A 21,917-nucleotide genomic window follows, 5' to 3' on the forward strand; every position below is an offset into this window, starting at 1 on the left:
ACCCCAGCCGGTAGATTGAGCAGGTGAGCACGGGCAGAGGCCTGTGCCACAATGGGGAATGCTCTCCGGGGTGGCTGTCGTTGCGCCCGGGTGGACCTTACAAACCAGCGCAGGGAGCACAGATCGTGACCGCTTCGCAGACCGAATCAGTTCAGGCCAGTAACCCGGCCGGCGTTGTCCTTAGCGACCTTGCCGCCCAGAAGGTCAAGGCCCTGATCGAGCAGGAGGGCCGCGACGACCTGCGGCTGCGCGTCGCGGTGCAGCCCGGTGGCTGCTCCGGCCTCCGCTACCAGTTGTTCTTCGACGAGCGTTCCCTCGACGGTGACGCCGTCTCGGAGTACGACGGCTTCGCGGTCGTCGTCGACCGCATGAGCGTGCCCTACCTGTCCGGTGCGACCATCGACTTCGCCGACCGCATCGACGCTCAGGGCTTCACCATCGACAACCCCAACGCGCAGGGCTCCTGCGCCTGCGGCGACTCGTTCCACTAAGTCGCGTCGCGCTCGCAACGGCCGCGCCCCTCGTGGGCGCGGCCGTTTTGCATGCACCCTCACCCACCCCGACCACCCCCCACCACGGGGGTGGCGTCGACGTACGCCGACGTCCGGGGGTGCCAGCCGGTAGGCTCACCGACGCTGTACGACCGCCACGAAGACACCCAGAGGTTTCCATGAAGATAGCTGTGACGGGCTCGATCGCGACCGACCACCTGATGCACTTCCCGGGCCGGTTCGCCGAGCAGTTGCTGCCCGACCAGCTGCACAAGGTGTCGCTGTCGTTCCTGGTCGACGACCTGGTCGTACGCCGTGGCGGGGTGGCCGCCAACATCTGCTTCGGGATGGCCCAGTTAGGGCTGCGCCCGACCCTGGTCGGCGCCGTCGGCGCCGACTTCACCGACTACCGCGCCTGGTTGGAGCGGCACGGCGTCGACTGCGACTCCGTGTACGTCAGCGAGGTCGCCCACACCGCGCGCTTCGTCTGCACCACCGACGAGGACATGTGCCAGATCGCGTCGTTCTACGCGGGTGCGATGGCCGAGGCGCGCAACATCGAGCTGGCCCCGATCGCCGAGCGCCTGGGCGGCGTCGACGTGGTCCTGATCGGCGCCGACGACCCCGAGGCGATGGTCCGGCACACCGAGGAGTGCCGCACCCGCGGGTACGCGTTCGCGGCCGACCCGTCCCAGCAGCTCGCCCGGATGTCGGGGGAGCAGGTGCGCACGCTGATCGACGGAGCCGCGTACCTGCTCACCAACGACTACGAGAAGGACCTGCTCGAATCGAAGACCGGGCTGTCCGACGCCGAGGTGCTCGACCGGGTCGGCGTCCGCGTCACGACCCTGGGCAAGCACGGGGCGCGCATCACCGGGCGGGACATGGAGCCGGTGAATGTGCCGGTGGCCAGGGAGATCCAGGCGTACGACCCGACCGGCGTGGGCGACGGCTTCCGGGCGGGCTTCTTCGCGGGCCTGTCGTGGGGCCTGTCGCTGGAGCGCTCGGCCCAGGTCGGCTCGCTGCTGGCCACGCTCGTACTGGAGACGGTCGGCACCCAGGAGTACAGCGTGCGCGGTGACGAGTTCATCAAGCGGATCGCCGAGTCGTACGGCGACGAGGCCGCAACGGAGATTGCTCCGCATCTGTTTGGGTAATGAGGGGCGGCTGTATCCTCGCGTGGTGTCCTCTCCAATGACCGGTCTCGTCGTCGCCGTCGCCGTCCTGCTGGCGTCGGCGGCCTTCGGTCTGGTCCGCCGGGCCCGGGACGGCAAGCTCCGCGAATCGCCGCGGCCGGATGACGGTCAGGTGCTCGCCCGGCTCGGTGTCGACGGTGGGGCCGAGGTCACGCTGCTGCAGTTCTCGTCGGCGTTCTGCGCGCCCTGCCGGGCCACCCGGGCCCTCTGCGCCGCGGTGGCGGCGGAGGTCGAGGGCGTACGGCACATCGAGGTGGACGCCGAGGAGCACCTGGACGAGGTCCGGGCGCTGAAGATCATGCGGACCCCGACGCTGCTGGTGGTGGACGCCGCCGGTCGGGTGGTACGACGTGCCGCCGGCCAGCCCCCCTCGCGGGCGCATCTGCTGGCGGCGATCGGTGAAGCGACGAGAGTCGGGGGTACCCGGTAATGCTCGATCCACGCGGGCCGCGGTTCGCCGCGATGATCACGTCAGTCGTTCTTGTTGTGGTTCTGATCACGGGCAGTGGGTGGCTCGCGCTCGCCCAGGCCGTGGTCTTCGCCGCCGGCGCGGCCAGCATCCGCTACGCGCCCTACTCGTGGATCTACCGCAAGTTCGTGGCCCGCCACCTGGGCCCGCCGCCCGCGGAGCGGGAGCCGTCCGAGCCGGTCCGGTTCGCCCAGGGAGTCGGGTTCGCCTTCATGGCCGTCGCCGCCGCCGGCTACCTCGCCGGCGCGCCGCTCGTCGGCCTGATCGCGACGGCGGGCGCCCTCACGGCCGCGTTCCTCAACGCGGCGTTCGGCCTCTGCCTGGGCTGTGAGATGTACCTCCTGCTGCAGCGGGTCCGGGCCCGGTTCTCCACCAACTAGCGGTTCGCCGGCTAGGTGAGCCGCCGCACGTCGTAGCCGTCCGTGACCGCGCCGACGTACTCCTGTCCGCGCATCCGGCACCACGCCGGGATGTCCACCGCGGCGGCCGGATCGTCGGCGAGCACCCGCAGTACCGCGCCGACCGGAAGCTCCGGTAGGCGGCGGGCGAGCGCGATCACGGGCAGCGGGCAGCGCTGCCCCCGGCAGTCGAGGGTCTCCGGTCCGGTCACAGTCCGCTCACCCCCGCCTGCGCGCGCAGGTCGGCCACGACGCCCGGCAGGACCGCCAGGAACCGGTCCACCTCCTCCGAGGTGGTATCGCTGTGCAGCGACACCCGTACGTTGCCGTGCGAGAGCACCCCCATGGCCTCCAGGACGTGGCTGGGGCGCAGCGTCGACGAGGTGCACGACGAACCGGACGACACTGCGAAGCCGCGCCGGTCGAGAGCGTGCAGCAGGGCCTCGCCGTCGACGTACAGGCAGGAGAAGGTCACGAGGTGGGGCAGCCGGCCGACCGGGTCGCCGACGATCTCGACGTCGGGCACCGTCGCGGCCACGGTCGTGCGGATCCGGTCGACCAGCGGCGACAACCGGGTGGCCTCGGCCGCCGCGGTGCTCTGGACGGCCCGCAGCGACGCCGCCGCCGCGACCACGGCCGGCAGGTTGGCCGGCGGTTCCGTGGGGCGGGGATCGAGCCAGCGGGTGCCCTTGCGGACCACCAGCACCCCGACGCCGGGCGGGCCGCCCCACTTGTGGGCACTGGCCGACAGCAGGGACCATCCGGCGGGCACATTGACGCGACCCACGGACTGGGCGGCGTCCACGTACAGCGGCACCCCGGCGTCGGCGCACAGCGCGGCCGCCTCCTCGACCGGCTGGACCGTCCCCACCTCGTGGTTGGCGCTCATCAGTGCGGCCAATGCCACACCCGGCGCCGCCACCGCCTTGGCGAACGCGTCGAGATCCACCCGGCCCAGCCGGTCCACCGGCACGTCCACCCCGGGAGCGGCCTGCAGGACGGACGAATGCTCCACGGCGGACCGGACGAAGGTCACACCGACCCGGTGGCGGCCGTCCAGCCCGCCGCGCACCGCCAGCCGGGCTGCTTCCGTACCGCTGGCGCAGAAGTACAGCTCGTTCTCGCGTACCCGCAGCGACTCGGCCATCGATCCGCGTGCCGCGTCCAGCAGCTGCCGGGCCCGGCGGGCCTGCGAGTACAGTTTGTCCGGATCAAGCCAGCCGTCGTCGAGCGCCGCCAGCAGGGCCTGTCGGGCCACGGGGTGTAACGGCGCGGCGGAGGCGGCGTCGAAGTAGGTGGACACATATTCAGGGTAGGGACACGGTGACCCCCTGCCAGGCGGGCCCGGTGTGGTCGAGTAATCTGCGACCGTTAGTGACGCCTTCCGGGCGGCGAGAATCAAGATCGCAGAAGCGGTATCGGCGGGCGGGGATCGCGGCCTTCGGGCTAAGGAGGCAGAAGCAGGTGTTCGCAAGGGGTTCGGGCGCGGGTTCCGCACGGGCGCGCAACCGCCGCGGACGGGTCGGCGCGCGCGTCGCCGGTCTCGGGGTTACGGCGCTCGTCGCGGTCATGGCGCTCTCCGGGTGCTCGCTCGGCTCCGTCGGCTCGGCCTTCAAGGGCTTCGGCTGGCCGGAAGGTGGCGTGTCGGACCGGTCCCACCGGATGTACGACCTGTGGGTCGGCTCGGTGATCGCCGCGCTGGTCGTCGGCGTCCTCGTGTGGGGGCTGATCTTCTGGTGCGTGATCCGCTACCGCAAGCGCGGCGAGGAGCTGCCGCTGCAGGTGCGGTACAACCTGCCGATCGAGTTCCTGTACACGGTGCTGCCGTTCCTGGTCATCGCCGTGCTCTTCTACTACACGGCCACCACCCAGAGCTACGTGGACAAGATCAGCAAGAACCCTGACGTCAAGGTCGAAGTCGTCGCGTTCAAGTGGAACTGGCAGTTCCGCTACCTGGACGCGAACGCCGCCGGCGCCGACGGGCAGGCGATCTCCACGATCGGTACCAGCGACTACGTCCCGGTGCTGGTGGTGCCGACCAACAAGAGCATCCTGTTCTACGAGACCTCCAAGGACGTCATCCACTCGTTCTGGGTGCCGGACCTGCTCTTCAAGCGCGACGTGTTCCCCGGCAACGTGGAGAACAAGTTCCAGGTGACCGTCGACAAGGAAGGCTCGTACGTCGGCCGCTGCGCGGAGCTGTGCGGTGCCTACCACTCGATGATGAACTTCGAGATGCGCGCCGTGACGCCGGAGAAGTACGAGCGGTTCATCGCCGCCCGCAAGCAGGGGATGAGCACGCCCGAGGCGCTCCAGAGCATCGGCGAGAAGGCGTTCGCGACGACGACGACGCCGTTCCCCTACGACCAGCAGCAGCGCGCGGCGAGCTGACGCGGACAAGGACGCATCATGAAGAGCGAGTACAAGCTTTTCGCCATCGTGGCCGGCTTCCTCTACGTCGCGGCGGCGGTCTACGGCTGGTGGACCTGGTACGACAGCCCGGTCCACCGGATGGAGTGGATCGGGGTCGTCGCCCTGATCCTGTCCGGCCTGCTGTGCACGATGTGCGGTGGCTACTTCTGGTTCATCTCCCGCCGGATCGACCTGCGGCCGGAGGACCGGGCCGACGCGGAGATCGCGGAGGGCGCGGGCGAGCTGGGATTCTTCGCCCCCGGTAGCTACTGGCCGTTCGGGCTGGCGCTGGCGGCGACCGTCACCGGCCTCGGCCTCGTCTTCTGGGCCCCGTGGCTGATCGCGACCGGCTCGGCCGCCATCCTCGTGACCACCGGCGGTCTGCTGTTCGAGTTCTACACGGGCTCGCGGCGCGGCGTCGAGCACTGACCGAACCCACTTTCCCCCACAGCGCCCCCTCAGCGGGGCGCTGTGGCGTTTCCGGGGGAGGAAGTGGGGTTTGGCGTTTGGGGGCCGGGAGAAGCGCTCTGAGCGCGTCTGGCGGTCCTTAGAGCGTGCTTCCGCGCGGTCGGCGGTGTCGATGCCGCGGCAGGAGTACCGCGGCTTCTACCACCGGGTCGACCAGCCGCCGGGGCGACCAGTGAATGGACGGGCGACGGCTACGTCAGGCCGCCCTGCGGGCGGCTACGGCCGAGCGCCGCTCCAGGCGTACCGGCGGGAACGACGCGATCAGCAGCGCCTCTCCGCAGCCGGAGCAGACCCACTCGTCGCAGTCGGCACCGTGCTCGTCCTCGCACGGGGGCTGCTCGAACACACACACCGTGGCGCAGTGACCGCAGTACAACTCGAGGAAACGCATAGTCGGCACCTCCAATCCGCCTCGCCTGCGAGCCTGCCACGGGCGTCGGACCCAGCGGTGGACCTCAGGCGGCGTGTCGGGCGAATCGCCGCACGCCGCCGATCAGGGGCACGCAGAAGGGGCGCTCACCGACCGGTGAGCGCCCCTTCTGCGTGCTGCGTGGGTTACTTCTTGCTGCTGGTGATCTCCTCGCGGGAGGTTCCCGCGCCGACCGGGCGCTCCTCCTGAGGCGCCGGCTTCGCCGGCTCCTCGATCGGGAAGAAGAAGCCCTTCACGGTCGGCACCAGCGCGCCGAGGCGGTTCATCTTCTTCGGGACGACCCAGCCGGCGTACGGCAGCTCGGTGTGGCCGTGCGCGTCCGGGACGGCGAGCGGCTGGTGCACCTCGACGAAGCGCCCGTCCGGCAGCCGCTTGATGATGCCGGTCTCCACGCCGTGGGCCAGCACCTCCCGGTCGTGCTGCTGGAGACCCAGGCACGCCCGGTAGGTCAGCCAGTACGCCAGCGGCGGCACGATCAGCAGGCCGATCCGGCCGGCCCACGTCATCGCGTTCAGGCTGATGTGGAACTTGTACGCGATCACGTCGTTGGCGCCGGAGAGCAGCAGCACCAGGTAGAACGACACCGCCATCGCGCCCAGAGCGGTCCGGGTCGGCACGTCACGGGGGCGCTGGAGCAGGTGGTGCGCCCGCTTGTCCTTGGTGAACCGCGCCTCGATGAACGGGTAGAACAGCGGCAGCATCGTCAGCACACCGGGCAGTACGACCGTCGGCCAGAACAGCGGCGGGAGCGTGTAGTGGTGCCCCGGCCACAGCGGGAAGCGGGCCTCCCACGGCGGCATCAGACGGGTGGAGCCGTCGAGGAACATCACGTACCAGTCGGGCTGGCTGGCCGCCGAGACCACCGCGGCCTCGTACGGGCCGAACAGCCAGACCGGGTTGATCTGGAAGAGGCCGCCGAGCAGCGCGACCAGGCCGAACACCAGCATGAAGAAGCCACCGGCCTTGGCCGCGAAGCCGGGGAACATCCGGATGCCGACCACGTTGTGGTCGGTCCGGCCCGGGCCGGGCCACTGGGTGTGCTTCTGCTTGACCAGCAGGCCCATGTGCGCGGCGATCAGGCCGAGCAGGATGGCCGGCACGAGTAGTACGTGCGCGATGTAGAGCCGGCCGAGGATCTCGTGACCCGGGAACTCCCCGCCGAACAGCGAGGTCGCCACCCAGGTACCGACCACCGGGATCGACAGCATGATCGCGTGGGCGATGCGCAGACCGGTACCGGACAGCGCGTCGTCGGGCAGCGAGTACCCGGCGAAGCCCTCGACGAAGCCCAGCCAGAAGAGCAGGACGCCGATGATCCAGTTGAGCTCACGCGGCTTGCGGAACGCGCCGGTGAAGAACACCCGCAGCATGTGCGCCACGATCGCGGCCATGAACAGCAGGGCCGCCCAGTGGTGCATCTGCCGCATGATCAGGCCACCGCGGACCTCGAACGACAGCGTCAGGCTCGACTCGTACGCCCGGGACATCTCGATGCCCTTGAGCGGCGTGTAGGTCCCGTCGTACGTGACCTCCTGCATCGACGGGTCGAACCACAGGGTCAGGAACGTACCGGTCAGCAGCAGGATGACGAACGAGTAGAGCGCGATCTCACCGAGCAGGAACGACCAGTGGTCCGGGAAGACCTTGTTGAACAGACGACGTAGCGGGCTCGATACCTGGAGCCGGTCGTCGATCTCCGCTCCGGCCTTGGCGGGCAGTGCCGCTATGTCAATTTTTCGCCGCTTCATGGCCGCTCCCAGAACCCAGGTCCGATCGGGACCCTGAAATCAGACTTTGCCACGAAGACGCCGTTCTCCACCGTCAGGGGCAGCATCGGCAGCCGGCGGGTGGCCGGGCCGAAGACCGGCCGCGCGTTGTCGGTGATCTGGAACTGCGACTGGTGGCAGGGGCACAGCAGCCGGTTGGTCTGCTGCTCGTAGAGGCTCGCCGGGCAACCGGCGTGGGTGCAGATCTTCGAGTACGCCACGTAGTTGCCCCACATGGCCCCGCCGTCCTCGGAGTTGACCGCGACGTTCTTGAGGTTCGCCCGCAGTGCGTCGGCGTCCTTCTGGCGGAGGTGGATCAGCAGGACCGGCGAGTCGGCGTGCTGGTTGGTCGCACCGTGCGGTACGCCGGGGAAGACCGTCGCCTGGCCACCGACGCTGACGTCCTCGGGGCGGACCTCGCTGCCGTCCTCGCGGGTGACCTTGATCAGATTGCCGTTCGCCGGCTTCCACGCGGTCTCGAACAGGATGTTGCCCGGCTTCTTGATGAGGCCGCCGACCAGCGGTGCGGCCGCGGCCAGGCCGAGCGGCGCCGCGCCGACCAGCAGCGCGCCCTTGAGGAGCGGGCGGCGCTTGATGCCGGTCTCGTCGACCATGTTCATGATGGTCGCGCCGGTCAGGGCGCGCTCGTCCAGGTCCGGCGCGTCGTGGCGGTCCTGGATCGAGACCTCTTCGGGCAGCAGCTTCTTCGCCCAGACGACGATCGCGGCGCCGAGGCAGGCCAGCGAGCCGCCCAGGGTGAGACCGAGTACCGGGTTGTAGAACTTGTCCAGGCCGGTGCCGTGCTGGTACTCCCACGGCCACCAGATGTAGGCGACGACGAAGGCGAGGCCGAGCAGGCCGGTCAGGCCGAACAGCAGCGCGATCGTCCGCTCGACGCGGCGCTCGGCCCGGGTGCCGGGCTTCGGGAAGCGGGGAGCGTAGTGCACGATCTCCACGCCGTCCCGGCGGGCGCCCTCTTTGACCAGGTCAAAGCGGCTTAGCGTCGGATCTTTCACGTCGTAGTCGACGTCGGTGTCGGTACTCATGACTTTCCTGCAATCCAGATCGTGACGAACATGATCGAAACCATGCCGACCAGGAAGATCACCAGAGCCTCGGGTACCGGTCCGTAGCGGGCCAGGCCGAAGCCGCCCGGGTCCTTGTCGTGCTTCTGGTACTGGATGTACGCGATGATGTCGCGCTTCTCCTGCGGCGTGAGCTGGTTGTCACCGAACACCGGCATGTTCTGCGGTCCGCTGAGCATGGCCGCGTAGATCTGCCGGTCGGTGGAGGGCTCCAGGCTCGGTGCGAACTTGCCGGACGACAGGGCGCCGCCGTTCGCGCTGAACGCGTGGCACGACGCGCAGTTGACCCGGAACAGCCGGCCACCCTCGGCGACGTCACCGCCCGCGCGGAGGTTCTCGCCGGACGGCAGCTGTGGCCCGCCACCCAGCTCCTGGATGTACGCGCCGATCTGCTGCGCCTGCGCCGTCGTGAACATCGGCTGCTTGCGCTCGACCTGCGCCTGCTGGGGCCGGGCGGCGGGCATCCGGCCCGTCTCGACCTGGAACTCCACGTTGGCGGAGCCGACACCGATCAGGCTGGGGCCGCGGCCCTCGACGCCCTGGGCGTTGGGGCCGTGGCAGGTGGCGCAGCTCTGGTCGTACTGCCGCTTGCCGATCTGGGCCGCGTCGGACAGCTTCGGCGTGTCCTGGGCCTGGCTGCCGGGTGCGAACGCGGTGTAGGTCCCCCCGACGATGGCGAGCGCGGCGGCCAGTCGGAGCCCCGCGAAGACGCGGCGGCGCAGCCGGCTCTTCCGCACAGGACCGGCCAGCAGCCTGCCGCGCCGGACTTCACGTGGCGGACCGGCGGCGCCGGCCGAATCGTCGAAACTCATGTCCTCAACCTTTGTCGTCACGTACGTCGTCGTGTTAGACGGGCCGTTGATGCGATGTGTGACCCGCTCGCGTCACTTCAGCAGGTAGATCATGCTGAACAGACCGACCCAGACCAGGTCGACGAAGTGCCAGTAGTACGACACGACGATCGCCGAGGTGGCCTGCGCGGGGGTGAACCGCCCCATGGTGGTGCGGATCATGAAGAAGATGAAGGCGATCAGACCGCCGGTCACGTGCAGACCGTGGAATCCGGTCGTCAGGTAGAACATCGATCCGTACCCGTCGGCGTTGATCTTGACGCCCTCTTCGACCAGGGTGCGGTACTCGTTCGCCTGGCCCAGTACGAAGACCAGGCCCATGATGAACGTGAGGGTGAACCACCGGCGCAGCGCGTGCACGTTGCCGCGCTCGGCGGCGAACACGCCGAACTGGCAGGTCACCGACGACAGCACGAGGATCACCGTGAACGTCACCGCGTACGGGATGTTCAGGTGCGGAGTGTGTTCCTTCCACAAACCTGGAGCCGCCGCGCGGATCGAAAAGTACATCGCGAACAGCGCCGCGAAGAACATGAGCTCACTGGAGAGCCACACGATCGTTCCGACACTGACCATGTTGGGCCTGGTCAGTGAATGAATCTGACTCTTGGAGATGGCTGGGGCCGCAGTCACGCCGCCATTATTGCCCGCCACGAGTGTCGCTACGCGCCGGGGTCGCCGCATTCGTGCGTGTCGCCACCGTCTGGGCGGTCCGGTGCGGGGCGGATAGCCTCGTGTCCGTGCAGTATTCAGGTCCTGCGGTCGGATTTCTCGCGCACGGCGGAGGCGACGAGCCTCTCGAGCCCGTGGGCGCCGGCACGCTGCTCCATCTCGACCTCAACCCGTGGCTGACGACGTCGCTGCTGGCCGTCGCCATCGCGTACCTGTACGCCGTCTGGCGGCTGGAGCGGCGCGGCGACCGCTGGCCGGTGCTGCGGACCGTGGCGTTCCTCGTCCCCGGCCTCGGCGGTATCGCGTCCGTCACCCTGACCGGGTTCGCCGCGTACGACACCAGCCTGCTGTCGGTGCACATGGTCCAGCACATGGTGCTGTCCATGATCGCGCCGATCTTCCTCGCGCTCGGCGCGCCGGTGACGCTCGTGCTCCGTACCGTCCCGCAGCGGGCCCGGCGGGTGCTGCTGTCGGTGCTGCACAGCCGGGTGGCGAAGATCTGGACGTACCCGCTGTTCGCGTACGGGCTGTTCGTGACGACCCCGTTCGTCCTGTACTTCACCGGCCTGTACGAGCTGACCATGCGCAACGAACTGGTCCACGAGCTGACCCACCTGCACTTCATCGGGGTCGGCTGCCTGTTCTTCTGGCCGCTGATCGGCATCGACCCGCTGCCCGGGCGCTGGCCGTACCCGGGTCGCGCCATGCTGATGTTCCTGTCCACGCCGTTCCACACGGTGCTCGGGCTGACGGTCATGCAGAGCACCACGCTGCTCGGCGGTGACTGGTACCCCTCGCTGCACCTGGACTGGTCCGACCCGTTCGGCGACCAGCGGGTGGCCGGCGGCATCCTGTGGGCCGGCGGTGAGGTGGTCAGCGTCACAATGCTCGCCGTGCTGGTCGTGCAGTGGATGCGCCAGGCGGAGCGGGAGGCCCGTCGGGTGGACCGGAAGCTCGACCGGGAGGAGGCGGCCGACACCGTCGGCACCCCGTGGTTCGCGACGCCCCCGGCGGCACCGGCAGGAAACGACACCGCATCAGAATTGCCGGCCGGCACCGGTACGGGGAACGACGACGAGTACGATCCCCTCGGCAGTCGAGACACTCAGGGAGCCAGCAGCCGATGACCGAGGGCAACTACACGGTTCTGCTCTACAGCGACGACCCGGCGGTGCGGGACCGTATGCGGCTGGCCATCGGCACCCGGCCCGCCAAGGACCTCACCGTGCGGTTCGTGGAGTCGTCCACGTACGCGGAGACGATCCGGACCGTCGACGACCAGGACATCGACCTGGTGGTGCTGGACGGCGAGGCCGCCCCCGCCGGTGGTCTCGGCATCGCGCGCCAGCTCAAGGACGACCTGCCGGACGCACCGCCGACCTGCGTGGTGATCGCCCGGGCCGCCGACCGCTGGCTCGCCGCGTACGCGCGGGTCGACGCGACCCTCGTGCACCCGCTCGACCCGGTCCTCACCGGGCGTACCGTCGCCGAACTGCTGCGCGGCCGCGCGGCGGTCACCGGGTAGTCCGATGAGCGACCGGAGCTGGCGGACCCTGCTCGCGGCGCTGCTGCGAGCCGAGGAGCTGTCGACCGACGACACCGCCTGGGCCATGGGCGAGATCATGTCCGGCCAGGCCACGCCGGCGCAGATCGCGGCGTTCGCGGTCGCGCTGCGCGCCAAGGGCGAGACCCCGGCGGAGATCGCCGGCCTGGTCGAGGCGATGCTCGCCAACGCCGCCCGGGTGGAGCTACCGGCCCAGGTACGGGCGTCCGCCGTCGACATCGTCGGTACCGGTGGCGACGGTGCCCACACCGTCAACATCTCCACCATGTCCGCCGTCGTGGTGGCCGCCGCCGGCGTGCCGATCATCAAGCACGGCAACCGCGCCGCCTCGTCGTTGTGTGGCGCGGCCGACCTGCTGGAGCAGTTCGGTATCCCGCTCGACCTGGGCCCGGCCGAGGTGGCCCGGTGCGTGACCGAGGTCGGGATCGGGTTCTGCTTCGCGGCGCGGTACCACCCCGGCATGCGCCACGCCGGCGTACCGCGCCGGGAGATGGGCGTACCCACGTTCTTCAACTTCCTGGGCCCGCTGACCAACCCGGCGCAGCCGGCGAACGCCGCGGTGGGCTGCGCCGACCCCCGGATGGCCGGGGTGATGGCCGAGGTCTTCGCCGGCCGGGGCGACTCGGTCCTGGTGATGCGCGGCGAGGACGGGCTCGACGAGTTCACCACCGCGGCACCGACCCGGGTGTGGGCGGTCCGCGACGGCCGCGTGACCGAGACCGTGGTGGACGCCGCCGACCTGGGCATCGCCCGCTCGGGCGCGGGTGACCTGCGGGGCGGTGACGCCGCGCACAACGCCGAGGTGGCGCGCGACCTCTTCGCCGGCAAGCCCGGCCCGGTGCGCGACGCGGTGCTGGTCAACGCCGCCGCGGCGCTGGTCGCGCAGAGCGGGTGGGGTGACGACCTGGCCACCGCCCTGCGGACCGGGCTCGACCGGGCCGCCGCCGCGATCGACTCCGGCGCCACCGCTGACCTGCTGCGCCGCTGGGTCGCGACGGCCCAGGCCGCGGCCTAGTCCGGCAGGCTGTCTGCGAACCGGGCCACCCGCCCGGCGAGGGGCGCGCTCGCGCGTACCCATCTGAAGTGATCGAGCGGGCCGCCCGCCTCGCCGGTCGTGTAGTGCACCCGCTCGACCGGCGCGGCCGCGAACTTGGCGCACAGGTGGTCCGCGGCCGACCGCGGCGTGTACCGGTCGTCGGAGACGCTGACGGCGAGCACCGGGGTGCGTACCGCCGCCAGCCCGGCCTCGGTGTCGACGCCGTCCAGCACCGGGTACCGCCCCTGGCGGGCGGTGTAGGACCAGTCCCGGATGACCCCCCGGGCCTGCCGGCCGCCGAACTTCCACCCGGGCCACACGCCCAGCAGCGCGGACGTGGCGGCGATCCCGCGGGTGCTGGCCAGGATGGCGGCCCGGTGCCAGCCCGGATAGGTACGCCAGTAGGGCATCCCGACCGCGACCAGGACCAGGCCGGCGACGCCCGCGTCGGCGTACCGACCCGCGTCGGCGCTCCGCAGCGCGAGGTGCAGCGCGCACACGTGGCCGCCGAGCGAGTGGCCGAGCAGGATCGTGCGCCGGCCGTTCAGCCGGGCCTTGAGCGCGTCCTGTACGGCGGCGACGTCGTCGACCAGTTCGGCGTACCCGTACCGGGAGGCCCGGCTCGGCGCCGGCGTGCTGGTACCGGTGCCCCGCAGGTCGGCCACCACGACCGCGAGGCCGGCGGCGGCCAGCTCGGTGGCGAACGGCCGGTAGTACCGGGCCGGGACGCCCATCGCCGGCCAGATCACGACGGCCGGGGAGTCCTCGCGCGTGTCCGGGTAGACCTGCAGGCCCAGCCGGTCGGAGCCGCGGTCGAGGTACTCCTGGGCGAAGTCCATGGCGGTCAGCATAGGGCTACCGGTCCGTAGCCAGCTATCGACCGGGATAAGGTCCGGTCATGCAGCCTTCCGACCTCTCGCTCCCGCGCGTACCCGGAACCCCGACCCTCACCCCCGACGGTGCGGCCGCCGTCGTACCGGTGCAGCGGACCGACCTCGAAGCCGACTCGTACACGAGCCAGTTGTGGCTGGTGCCGACCGACGGGTCCGGGCCGCCCCGGAAGCTCACCCAGGGGTGGCGCGACGGCGACGCGGCGATCTCGCCGGACGGGAAGTGGCTGGCGTTCGTACGGGCGGTGCGTGAGGAGCCGGCCCGCGACGCCGATCCGAGGACGGCCAAGGTCGGCAAGCCGCAGCTGTGGGTCATGCCCATCGACGGCGGCGAGGCGCGCCGGCTGACCGACCACCCGCTGGGCGTGGACCGGGCGCCGGTCTGGAGCCCGGACTCGACCCGGCTGGTGTACACCGCGCGGGTGCCGGAGGACGGCCGGTACGGCACCGTCCCCGGGCGCGGGCCGGAGCACGAGCCGCCCCGGCGGATCACCGGCTTCCAGTACCGGGTCGACGGGGTCGGCTTCCTCAACGACCGGCGCCGCCACGTGTTCGTCGTGGACGCCCTGGCCGAGGCGGCGGAGCCGGTACAGGTCACCGAGGGCGACTTCGACCACGGCGAACCGGAGTGGAGCCCGGACGGTGAGCTGCTGGCGTTCGCCGCGGCCCGCCACTCCGGGCGCGACGACGACCTGATCAGCGACCTGTGGGTGAGCCGGCCGGACGGCAGCGGCCTGCGGTCGGTCACGAACGGCGGCTTCCGGGTGTGGCAGCCCCACTTCTCGCCGGACGGCGGGACGCTGTTCTTCGTCGGCATCGACTGCGACGGCCGGCACGCCGTGTGCCGTACCAACCTGCTGTGGTCCGTGCCGGTCTCCGGTGGCGCGCCGACGGCCCTGACCGACCCCGAGCGGCACGGGCTTACCGCGCCGGGGGGCAAGATCGCGGTCACGCCCGACGGCGTGCTGTTCCTCAGCGAGAACCGGGGCGCCGTGGACCTGCTGCGGATCTCCTTCGACGGCGGCGAGGCGGAGGTACTGGTCGACGGCGAGCGGCAGGTCCTCGGGGCGGTCGCGGCCGGCGACGTGATCGCGGTGACGGTGGCAGACCCCACGACCTGGGGTGAGCTGGCCGTCGTCGAACCGGGTGGCGGGCTGCGCCAGCTCACCGACTTCAACGCGGGCTACGCCCCGGTCTTCGCCCAGGAGGAGGTCGACGCCACCGCGCCCGACGGGTACCCGGTCCACGGCTGGGTGGTCCGGCCGGCCGGCGACGGGCCGCACCCGGTCCTGCTGATGATCCACGGCGGCCCGTTCGCGCAGTACGGCTGGGGGCTGTTCGACGAGGCCCAGGTGTACGCCGGGGCCGGGTACGCGGTCGTGATGGGTAACCCGCGCGGCTCCTCCGGGTACGGCGAGGCGCACGGCAGGGCCGTGATCGGCGACGTCGGCGAGGTCAGCGCGACCGACCTGCTGGCGCTGCTGGACACCGCACTGAAGGCGCCCGACCTGGACGCCTCCCGGATCGGGGTGCTGGGCGGGTCGCACGGCGGCTTCATGACGACCTGGATGGCCGCGCACCACGGCGACCGGTTCTCCGCGGCGATCAGCGAGCGGGCCGTGAACGCCATCGACAGCTTCACCGGCTCGTCGGACATCGGCTACTTCTTCGGCGAGGACCTGTACGGCGCCGACCGGGCTCAGCGGGACCGGCAGAGCCCGCTCAGCCACGCCGACCGGATCGACATCCCGATGCTGATCATCCACTCGGAGCAGGACTGGCGCTGCCCGGTGGAGCAGGCGCAGCGGCTGTACGTGGCGCTCAAGCTGCGCGGCGTACCGGTGGAGTTCCTGCTGTTCCCGGGTGAGGGGCACGAGCTGTCCCGCTCGGGTCTGCCCTCGCACCGGGTGGCGCGCTTCGAGGCGATCCTGGAGTGGTGGCGCCGCTGGCTGTGAGCCGGCGCTGTCGTCGCGCCGTCCCGGGATCGGGGCGGCGCGGCGGCGTCACTCAATCGGTGTCGGTGAAGCCGATCGCGAACGCCTCCTCCAGGTCGTGCTTGGAGTACGCCCGGAAGGCGATGTGCGAGTCGGTATTGATCACGCCGGGCACCTTGGAGATGCCGCCGGCGATCACCTCGGCGATCTGGTCGAACTCGCGGACCCGCACCATCGCGATCAGGTCGACGCCCCCCGCGACCGAGTAGACCTCGCTGACGCCCGGCAGGTCCGCCAGCGCCTGGGCGACCTCGGGGATCGAGTCGGTGGCGCAGTCGATGAGAACGATGGCGTTGATCACCCTGAGCTCCTTTGCGCGGGTGGGCGGCGGAACATCCACATGCTACGGCGCCGCCGGTACGGTCAGGTCGCGACCGACCCTAACGGCGTCCACGAGGTGCTCGTCCGGTCCGACGTGCCCGCCCGGCCACACCACGCCCCGGGTCACCCGGCCCTCGACCCGCGCGTGCGCGCCGACCACGGCCCGGTCCAGGTCCCCGGTCACCTCGGCCGCGGCATCGACCAGCTCGCCCCCGCCCGCGGCGTGCAGGTTGGCGGCCAGGTAGTCGGCGGGCGTACCGGTGTCCAGGTACGTCCCGTCGTACTCCACCACGGTCAGAGCCCCGGCGGCCTCGGCCGGGCGCCAGACCGTGCGGACCAGGTCGGACGGCTCGGCCTCCAGCCGGCGCACCATCGACCACGGCAGCAGCGACAACCCGGCGAACCGGTACCGGCCGAACTCGGCCGGCCGGTCCCCGGCGGGTACGCCCAGCAGCCGTACCGTCTCGCCGTCCCAACCGTCGACCAGCGCCGCGACGTCCGGGCCGGCCGGGGCCGAGGAGGCCAGGTAGGCGTCCGCGTTGGCGACCAGGACGCCCCGCCCGGCGATCCAGTCGCGCAGCCCGCCCACGCCGCCGGAGGTGCCGAGCGGTTCACCGGGCTCCACCGACAGGTGCGCCCGGTCACCGACCTCCGCCACCACCTGCTCGCCCAGGTAGCAGGCGTTCACCGCCACCCGCTGGGGGCCGGTGAGTCCGAGCCCGGCGACCCGCGCCAGGGCCCGGTCGAGCAGGGTGACGTTACCCACCGGGCAGAGCGCCTTCGTGCGTACCTCGGTCAGCGGTCGCAGCCGGCGTCCCTCACCCGCGGCCAGCACGACCGCGCAGATCTCCATCAGCGGTCCTCAGTCGTCCTCGGCCTGGCCTGCCAGCGGACCGATGTCGTAGTGGGCGAGCAGGCGGGCGGTCGGCCTGGTCAGCCGGGGCAGCGCGTCGAGCGGGTACCACGCCGCCTCGTGCACCTCGGCCTCGTCGATGGTCAACGCGTCGTCCGCCGGTACCGAGACCTCGAAGACCATGTCGACCCAGCGCCCTCCGGTGTGGACGATCGCATTGGGCACACCGGGGCGCAACCGGGCCGGCTCGACCCGGATGCCGGTCTCCTCGGCCAGTTCACGCGCGGCGCCGGCCGCCGGGTGCTCGCCCCGGTTGAGGATCCCGCCCGGGATCGACCAACCGGGTCCGGGCGGCTGGCGCAGCAGCAGGATCCGCCCGGGTGGGTCGGCATCGGCGTCGCGCACGATGGTCACCGCCCCGATGACGTACTGCGTGCTGCCCATCCGGACGAGCCGCTTCCGCCACGTGAACGGCAGCCGGTAGAACGAGCGGTACGCGGCCAGTCGGAGCAGCCGGAGCGCGGTGGGTCGTCCGGAAGAGGTCATCCGGAAAGGCTAATGGGTCAGTTGGGGGAGTGGTCGACCGAGGCGATCAGCCGCTCCACCAACGCGGGCGCCTCGAGCTTCCGGTCGGCCACCGCCACCAGCAGCGTCTCCATGTCCGGGTAGCCGAGCTTGGCCGCCAGCCGTACCAGCGGGAGGTCGCTGCCCAGGCCGCGGCCGCACTGGCGCAACGCCAGGCCGATGGCGAGCCGCCCGAGCCGTACCTTGTCGGCGATCGTGACCGCCGGTGCCTCCTCGCCGGCGAACCAGCCGCCGATGTGCAGCCGGGCCTGCGGCGTCTTGACGAACTGGAGCCACTCGCGGGACGGGCCGGGCGCCGGTGCCTGGTCGTCGAAGTCGAACTCGTCGCGCTGGCCGGGCCGGGTGATGATCTCGACGACGTCGCCGTCGTCCAGTTCGGACGAGAGCGCGACGAGGCGGCCGTTGAGCCTGGCCCCGATGCACCGGTCGCCGACGTTCTTGCTGAGCGTGTACGCGAGGTCGACCGGCGTCGCCTCGGCCGGCAGCAGCACCGGCCGCCCGGTGGACGTGAACACGATGATCTGCGACTCGGCGAGATCGCAGCGCAGCGACGCGAGGAACTGGGCCGGATCGCTGGCGGCGCTCTCCCAGTCGAGCACCCGGCGCAGCCACGCCAGCTGCTCCTCCTTGGCGCTCGCGGAGCGCGCCGCGTGCTGGGGGTAGCGGAAGTTGGCGACGATGCCGTACTCGGCGTCGCGGTGCATCGGCGCGGTGCGGATGAGCACCTCGAGCAGCTCGTCCTCGGGGCCGATCACGGTGGTGTGCAGCGAGCGGTACAGGTTGTTCTTGGGCGAGGCGATGAAGTCCTTGAATCGGCCCGGTACCGGCCGCCATCGGCCGTGCATGGCGCCGAGCGCCGCGTAGCAGTCGGCGTCGGGCCCGTCGACCACGATGACGACACGGGGGAGGTCGTGCGGCTCGCGGTAGCCGCCGGCGACGGTGTCCTTCCAGATCGAGTACAGGTGGCGCGGACGCGGGGACACGGTGGCGTCCACCCGCGCCCGGTGCAGCGCGGTCTCCACCTGGGAGATGACCCGGCCGAGGTAGTCGCGCCAGCCGCCGCGGTGCTTGACGTAGTCGGCGACGAGCGCGTGCCCGCTGGGGCTGAGCGCCTTCAGGACGCAGTCGTCGAGCTCCCGCTTGAGGGCCTGGATGCCCAGCCGGTCGCAGAGCGGCACCAGCACGTCGCGGGTCGCGCGCGCGATGCGGGCCCGGGACGCGGGGGAGCGGGCGTCGAGGGTACGCATGTTGTGCAGCCGGTCGGCGAGCTTGATGATGAGCACCCGTACGTCCCGGCCGGCCGCGATGATCATCTTGCGGATCGTCTCGGCCTCGGCGGCATCGCCGTAGAAGACCTTGTCGAACTTGGTGACGCCATCGACCAGCAGGGTGACCTCGGACCCGAAGTCGCTCTCCAGGGCCTGCAGGGTGTAGCTGGTGTCCTCGACCGTGTCGTGGAGCAGCGCGGCGACCAGGGTGGTCGTGTCCATGCCCAGCTCGGCGAGGATCTGGGCGACGGCGAGCGGGTGGGTGATGTACGGCTCGCCGCTCTTGCGCATCTGGCCCCGGTGCATCTGCTCCGCGATCGCGTACGCCCGGCGCAGCAGGTTGGGGTCGCCGCCGGGGTGGATCGAGCGGTGCGCGCGGTTCAGGTTGCCGACCGGATCGGAGGCGCCCGGCCACGGCAGGATCGACAGCAGCCGGCGGGTGAATCCGGTGCTGGGGGTGGTCGGGGTGGTGGCCGGCGCCGAGAAGGCGGGCGGGGCCGGCTTGGCCGGCTTCGAAGCGGCCCGTTTCGGGGCGGCTGGTTTCTTGGCCGTCTCATCCGTCGTCGCGGCCGGTGGACCCGCCTTGGTGCGGGCGGCGGTCGAGGGTTTGGGCTGAGGCGTACGTCGGGACGGATCGGGCGTCCTGCCGGAACCGCCCCGCGGTCCCGGTCGGCCAGCCGCCGGCGGCTTGGCGCGGGTCTCACCTGATGTGGCAGCGGAGGCGGACTTTGCGGTCGTCGAGGCGGGCTTTGACGTCGAGGCGGGCTTTGACGTCGGCGCGGGCGTGGCGGTCGGCGAGGATTTTGCGGTCGGGGAGGGCTTCGCGGCCCCGCCCGGCGTGGTGTCCGCCGGGGCCGGACCGCTCGCGGTGGTGGTGGTCCCGGTGGCCGCGGTGGTCGAGGCGGGGTTGGCCGTCTCCGGGGTCGCGGCTTCGGTCCGTCCGAGCGACGCTGATACGGGCGCCGGTAAGGGCACCGATGCCGTCGGGGCGGGTGGCGACGGGCGCGCCGCATTGTCCTGGCGCTGATGGATCGCGGGGAACCGGTCGCCGGGCGTACATCGGTCGTCGGTGGGCGCGTCGTCGCGCGCGGGTTTCGCGCGATGCAGGTCGTCCCAGCCGACCGCTTCCGGAAGGGCACTCTGCGTAGGCTCAAGGCGCCCGCCGATCCCGAAAACGCCGGAATCCACTCGGACACCTCCTCTGACCGGTTCGGGCCACCAGAGTGGGGGGTTCATCCAGCCTAGTTATCAGCTTGGCAGACGAACGGTTATTTGAGGATGTGCGTTCGTACGATTCATTAAAGCCCCAAGTGGGTGATACCGCCCATGGCAGCTTCGGCAGTCGCCAGAAGTTCACGCCAGCGGCCCGCACCGTCCACCGGGGACGCCCAGCCCCCATCGACCTCCACCAGGCGGGTCTCCGGCCGCTCCAGCCAGGCCAGCACCCGTTCGGTCTCCTCCGGACTGGCGCACGGCACCGGCCCCGGACCGGGGCGAACCGTCTCGGCCGTGGCCAGCAGGGCGTCCAGCGCCGGGCGGGGATGCACGCGGGGTGGCGAGGCACCGGCGGCGGCCAGCCGGCCGTGGCGGATGACCGCCAGCTCCCAGCCACCGGCCGCACCGGGGCGGGCCGCGACCACCTGGCTGAGCGCGGTCAGCGAGGCGAGCCGCTGCATCCGTACCGACGCCTTGAGGAACGCCACCAGCCGGCCGCGTACCGCCGCCGCGTCCTCGTACCGCCTCCCCTCCGACAGCGAACGCATCCTGTCCAGCAGCCGACGGACCACCTCGCTCGGGTTACCGGTGGTCGCCTCGCGGAACGGCTCCGCCGCGCTCGCCGTGTACTCCTCGGGGGAGATCCGGTGCTCGCAGGGCGCCGGGCAACGGCCCAGCTCGGCGAGGGCGCACGCCACCGTGGTGCGACGGGTCGACAGGCGCAGGGTGCACTGTCGCAGCGGCAGCGCCTCGTGCACCCCGGCCGCGGCGAGCTCGGCGTGCCGGCGGGACGCGAACGGGCCGAGGTAGGAGCCACCGTCGCCGGTGAGCGTGCGCACGACGGACAGCCGCGGGTAGGCCTCCGCGGTCAGCTTGAGCCAGACGACGCGTTCGGGGAACTTCGACCGCCGGTTGTAGGGCGGCTTGTGGGCGGCGATCAGCCGCAGCTCGCGTACCTCCGCCTCGAGGGAGTGGGCGCACTCGATGGCCTCCACCCGCTCGGCGGCGGCCAGCATCTCGGTGTTGATCCGGGCCCGCTTCTCCGAGGCGGTGAAGTAGCTGCGGACCCGGGTCGCGATCGCCGAACTGGTGCCCACGTAGAGCGGGCGGTCCTTGCCGTCGCGGAAGACGTACACGCCGGGGGTGTTGGGCAGGTTCTCGGCCAGGTGCTTCTTGCGGCGCTGGGTGGGGCTGACCGCCTTGACGAACTCCAGGGCGTCGCCGAGCGTGTGGACGCGGTGCCCGCTGAGCCGGCCGATCAGGGCGTGCAGCACGTCGACGGTGGCGCGGGCGTCGTCGAGGGCCCGGTGACAGGGCTGGCGGGCGTTGCCCCCCAGCCACCTGGCCAGGGTGGCCAGCTTGTTGTTGGGCACCTCGTCGCGGGTGAGGACGCGCCGGGCGAGCGCGGCCGTGTCGAGCACCAGCGGCTTGGGCCACGGGTACCCGTGCGCGGCGCACGCCGCCTTGAGGAAGCCGGTGTCGTACGGGGCGTTGTGCGCGACCAGGACCGCGTCCCTGGCGAACTCGAGGAAGGCGGGCAGCACGCTGTCGATGCGCGGGGCGGGCAGGACCATCGCCTCGGTGATGCCGGTGAGCACCGTGATGTACGGCGGGATCCGCTCACCCGGGTTGACCAGCGTCGCGAACTCGCCCAGCTCCTCGCCACCGCGGATCTTCACCGCGCCGATCTCGGTGATGCCGCCCCCGTCCGGGGCGCCACCGGTGGTCTCCAGATCGACCACGACGAAGGTGGTCGCGAACAACGAGCGAGCCCGCGCGTCGTCGAACAGGGCGTCCAGGGTCTCCTGATGGAACATTTCACGCGCCGCTTCCGCCACGGCGGGCAGGTTACGGCCCCGGTCCGACACTTTGCCCGGCGCCGCGCGCTTCCGGCGCCGTGATCGGCACCACCCTGTACGCGACGAGGTGGGCGGCGGGGGTCCGGCCGCGAAG

At 71.4% G+C, this 21,917-nt stretch carries 24 protein-coding genes and 1 pseudogene; 12 read left to right on the forward strand and 13 right to left on the reverse strand.

Going from position 1 to position 21,917, the window contains the following annotated elements; translation table 11 throughout:
- The first annotated feature begins 122 nt into the window (after positions 1–122).
- The 4 genes from erpA (at position 123) to Pme01_RS07805 (ending at position 2,536) form a co-directional block, all read left to right on the forward strand.
- Positions 123–491 carry an iron-sulfur cluster insertion protein ErpA gene (gene erpA, locus Pme01_RS07790; RefSeq protein ID WP_168115080.1) on the forward strand — a complete coding sequence of 123 codons (369 nt, stop codon included), beginning with the start codon at positions 123–125 and terminating at the stop codon, positions 489–491.
- Positions 492–670: 179 nt separating this feature from the next.
- Entirely contained in the window at positions 671–1,648 is a 978-nt protein-coding gene (locus tag Pme01_RS07795) for a carbohydrate kinase family protein (protein WP_168114917.1), read from the forward strand.
- Between the two features lie 25 nt (positions 1,649–1,673).
- A complete protein-coding gene (locus tag Pme01_RS07800; protein WP_239088076.1) occupies positions 1,674–2,117 on the forward strand; it encodes a TlpA family protein disulfide reductase in 444 nt (147 codons plus the stop codon).
- Positions 2,117–2,536, forward strand: a complete 420-nt coding sequence (locus Pme01_RS07805; protein ID WP_168114918.1) for a DUF4395 domain-containing protein — start codon at positions 2,117–2,119, stop codon at positions 2,534–2,536. The genes Pme01_RS07800 and Pme01_RS07805 overlap by 1 nt, the downstream gene beginning before the upstream one ends.
- Before the next feature lie 11 nt (positions 2,537–2,547).
- Here Pme01_RS07805 and Pme01_RS07810 read toward each other — a convergent pair whose 3' ends face one another.
- Positions 2,548–2,766, reverse strand: a complete 219-nt coding sequence (locus Pme01_RS07810; RefSeq protein ID WP_168114919.1) for a sulfurtransferase TusA family protein — start codon at positions 2,764–2,766, stop codon at positions 2,548–2,550.
- Positions 2,763–3,857 carry a cysteine desulfurase family protein gene (locus Pme01_RS07815; protein ID WP_168114920.1) on the reverse strand — a complete coding sequence of 365 codons (1,095 nt, stop codon included), beginning with the start codon at positions 3,855–3,857 and terminating at the stop codon, positions 2,763–2,765. Before Pme01_RS07815 ends, Pme01_RS07810 begins: the two co-directional genes overlap by 4 nt.
- 161 nt (positions 3,858–4,018) lie before the next feature.
- Between Pme01_RS07815 and ctaC the strand changes: the two genes are divergently transcribed.
- Both ctaC and Pme01_RS07825 read left to right on the forward strand, forming a co-directional pair.
- Positions 4,019–4,945 (forward strand): aa3-type cytochrome oxidase subunit II, encoded by a 927-nt coding sequence (gene ctaC, locus Pme01_RS07820; protein WP_373315470.1) that lies wholly within the window; start codon positions 4,019–4,021, stop codon positions 4,943–4,945.
- Between the two features lie 18 nt (positions 4,946–4,963).
- On the forward strand, positions 4,964–5,395 hold the full coding sequence (locus tag Pme01_RS07825; RefSeq protein WP_168114921.1) for a cytochrome c oxidase subunit 4: 432 nt from the start codon (positions 4,964–4,966) through the stop codon (positions 5,393–5,395).
- A gap of 235 nt (positions 5,396–5,630) precedes the next feature.
- Here Pme01_RS07825 and Pme01_RS07830 read toward each other — a convergent pair whose 3' ends face one another.
- The 5 genes from Pme01_RS07830 to ctaE form a co-directional block, all read right to left on the reverse strand.
- A complete protein-coding gene (locus Pme01_RS07830) occupies positions 5,631–5,825 on the reverse strand; it encodes a hypothetical protein (RefSeq protein ID WP_168114922.1) in 195 nt (64 codons plus the stop codon).
- 164 nt (positions 5,826–5,989) lie between these two features.
- Complete coding sequence (gene qcrB, locus Pme01_RS07835; RefSeq protein ID WP_168114923.1) at positions 5,990–7,612, reverse strand: cytochrome bc1 complex cytochrome b subunit; 1,623 nt, start codon at positions 7,610–7,612, stop codon at positions 5,990–5,992.
- Entirely contained in the window at positions 7,609–8,676 is a 1,068-nt protein-coding gene (qcrA, locus tag Pme01_RS07840) for a cytochrome bc1 complex Rieske iron-sulfur subunit (protein ID WP_168114924.1), read from the reverse strand. The genes qcrB and qcrA overlap by 4 nt, the downstream gene beginning before the upstream one ends.
- A complete protein-coding gene (gene qcrC / locus Pme01_RS07845; RefSeq protein ID WP_168114925.1) occupies positions 8,673–9,527 on the reverse strand; it encodes a cytochrome bc1 complex diheme cytochrome c subunit in 855 nt (284 codons plus the stop codon). The genes qcrA and qcrC overlap by 4 nt, the downstream gene beginning before the upstream one ends.
- A gap of 72 nt (positions 9,528–9,599) precedes the next feature.
- The gene (ctaE, locus tag Pme01_RS07850; protein ID WP_168114926.1) at positions 9,600–10,199 is read right to left on the reverse strand and encodes an aa3-type cytochrome oxidase subunit III; all 600 of its coding nucleotides are present in this window, start codon (positions 10,197–10,199) and stop codon (positions 9,600–9,602) included.
- A 107-nt stretch (positions 10,200–10,306) separates the two neighbouring features.
- Here ctaE and Pme01_RS07855 point away from each other — a divergent pair, with 107 nt between their 5' ends.
- From Pme01_RS07855 to trpD, 3 genes are read left to right on the forward strand one after another with little or no spacing between them, the layout of a single operon-like run.
- The gene (locus Pme01_RS07855) at positions 10,307–11,365 is read left to right on the forward strand and encodes a cytochrome c oxidase assembly protein (RefSeq protein WP_203935490.1); all 1,059 of its coding nucleotides are present in this window, start codon (positions 10,307–10,309) and stop codon (positions 11,363–11,365) included.
- Positions 11,362–11,763 (forward strand): response regulator, encoded by a 402-nt coding sequence (locus Pme01_RS07860; protein ID WP_168114928.1) that lies wholly within the window; start codon positions 11,362–11,364, stop codon positions 11,761–11,763. The genes Pme01_RS07855 and Pme01_RS07860 overlap by 4 nt, the downstream gene beginning before the upstream one ends.
- 4 nt (positions 11,764–11,767) lie before the next feature.
- The gene (gene trpD / locus Pme01_RS07865; RefSeq protein ID WP_168114929.1) at positions 11,768–12,817 is read left to right on the forward strand and encodes an anthranilate phosphoribosyltransferase; all 1,050 of its coding nucleotides are present in this window, start codon (positions 11,768–11,770) and stop codon (positions 12,815–12,817) included.
- On the opposite strand, the gene Pme01_RS07870 is transcribed toward trpD, so the two are convergent.
- Positions 12,814–13,677, reverse strand: coding sequence for an alpha/beta hydrolase family protein (locus Pme01_RS07870; protein ID WP_168114930.1), 864 nt, complete (start codon positions 13,675–13,677; stop codon positions 12,814–12,816). The genes trpD and Pme01_RS07870 overlap by 4 nt on opposite strands.
- Before the next feature lie 59 nt (positions 13,678–13,736).
- Here Pme01_RS07870 and Pme01_RS07875 point away from each other — a divergent pair, with 59 nt between their 5' ends.
- Positions 13,737–15,683, forward strand: coding sequence for a S9 family peptidase (locus tag Pme01_RS07875; RefSeq protein WP_168114931.1), 1,947 nt, complete (start codon positions 13,737–13,739; stop codon positions 15,681–15,683).
- A 52-nt stretch (positions 15,684–15,735) separates the two neighbouring features.
- Here Pme01_RS07875 and Pme01_RS07880 read toward each other — a convergent pair whose 3' ends face one another.
- From Pme01_RS07880 to Pme01_RS07895, 4 genes and pseudogenes are all read right to left on the reverse strand, one after another.
- Positions 15,736–16,023, reverse strand: coding sequence for an Lrp/AsnC family transcriptional regulator (locus Pme01_RS07880; protein ID WP_168114932.1), 288 nt, complete (start codon positions 16,021–16,023; stop codon positions 15,736–15,738).
- 42 nt (positions 16,024–16,065) lie between these two features.
- Complete coding sequence (locus tag Pme01_RS07885) at positions 16,066–16,896, reverse strand: NTP transferase domain-containing protein (protein WP_168114933.1); 831 nt, start codon at positions 16,894–16,896, stop codon at positions 16,066–16,068.
- Between the two features lie 9 nt (positions 16,897–16,905).
- Entirely contained in the window at positions 16,906–17,442 is a 537-nt protein-coding gene (locus Pme01_RS07890; protein ID WP_168114934.1) for an NUDIX hydrolase, read from the reverse strand.
- Between the two features lie 17 nt (positions 17,443–17,459).
- Positions 17,460–19,124, reverse strand: a pseudogene (locus tag Pme01_RS07895) (RelA/SpoT family protein); the annotation flags it as partial.
- A gap of 64 nt (positions 19,125–19,188) precedes the next feature.
- On the opposite strand from Pme01_RS07895, the gene Pme01_RS07900 reads away from it, so the two are divergent.
- Together Pme01_RS07900 and Pme01_RS07905 are read left to right on the forward strand one after the other, a co-directional pair.
- Positions 19,189–19,365: a hypothetical protein gene (locus Pme01_RS07900; RefSeq protein ID WP_168114884.1), complete on the forward strand. Its 177-nt coding sequence runs from the start codon at positions 19,189–19,191 to the stop codon at positions 19,363–19,365.
- Positions 19,366–19,458: 93 nt separating this feature from the next.
- Positions 19,459–19,776 (forward strand): hypothetical protein, encoded by a 318-nt coding sequence (locus Pme01_RS07905; protein WP_168114885.1) that lies wholly within the window; start codon positions 19,459–19,461, stop codon positions 19,774–19,776.
- Positions 19,777–20,047: 271 nt separating this feature from the next.
- Here Pme01_RS07905 and Pme01_RS07910 read toward each other — a convergent pair whose 3' ends face one another.
- Entirely contained in the window at positions 20,048–21,781 is a 1,734-nt protein-coding gene (locus Pme01_RS07910; RefSeq protein ID WP_168115084.1) for a DEDD exonuclease domain-containing protein, read from the reverse strand.
- Positions 21,782–21,917: the final 136 nt, after the last annotated feature.

The sequence above is a fragment of the Planosporangium mesophilum genome (assembly GCF_016863255.1).
Classification (GTDB): domain Bacteria; phylum Actinomycetota; class Actinomycetes; order Mycobacteriales; family Micromonosporaceae; genus Planosporangium; species Planosporangium mesophilum.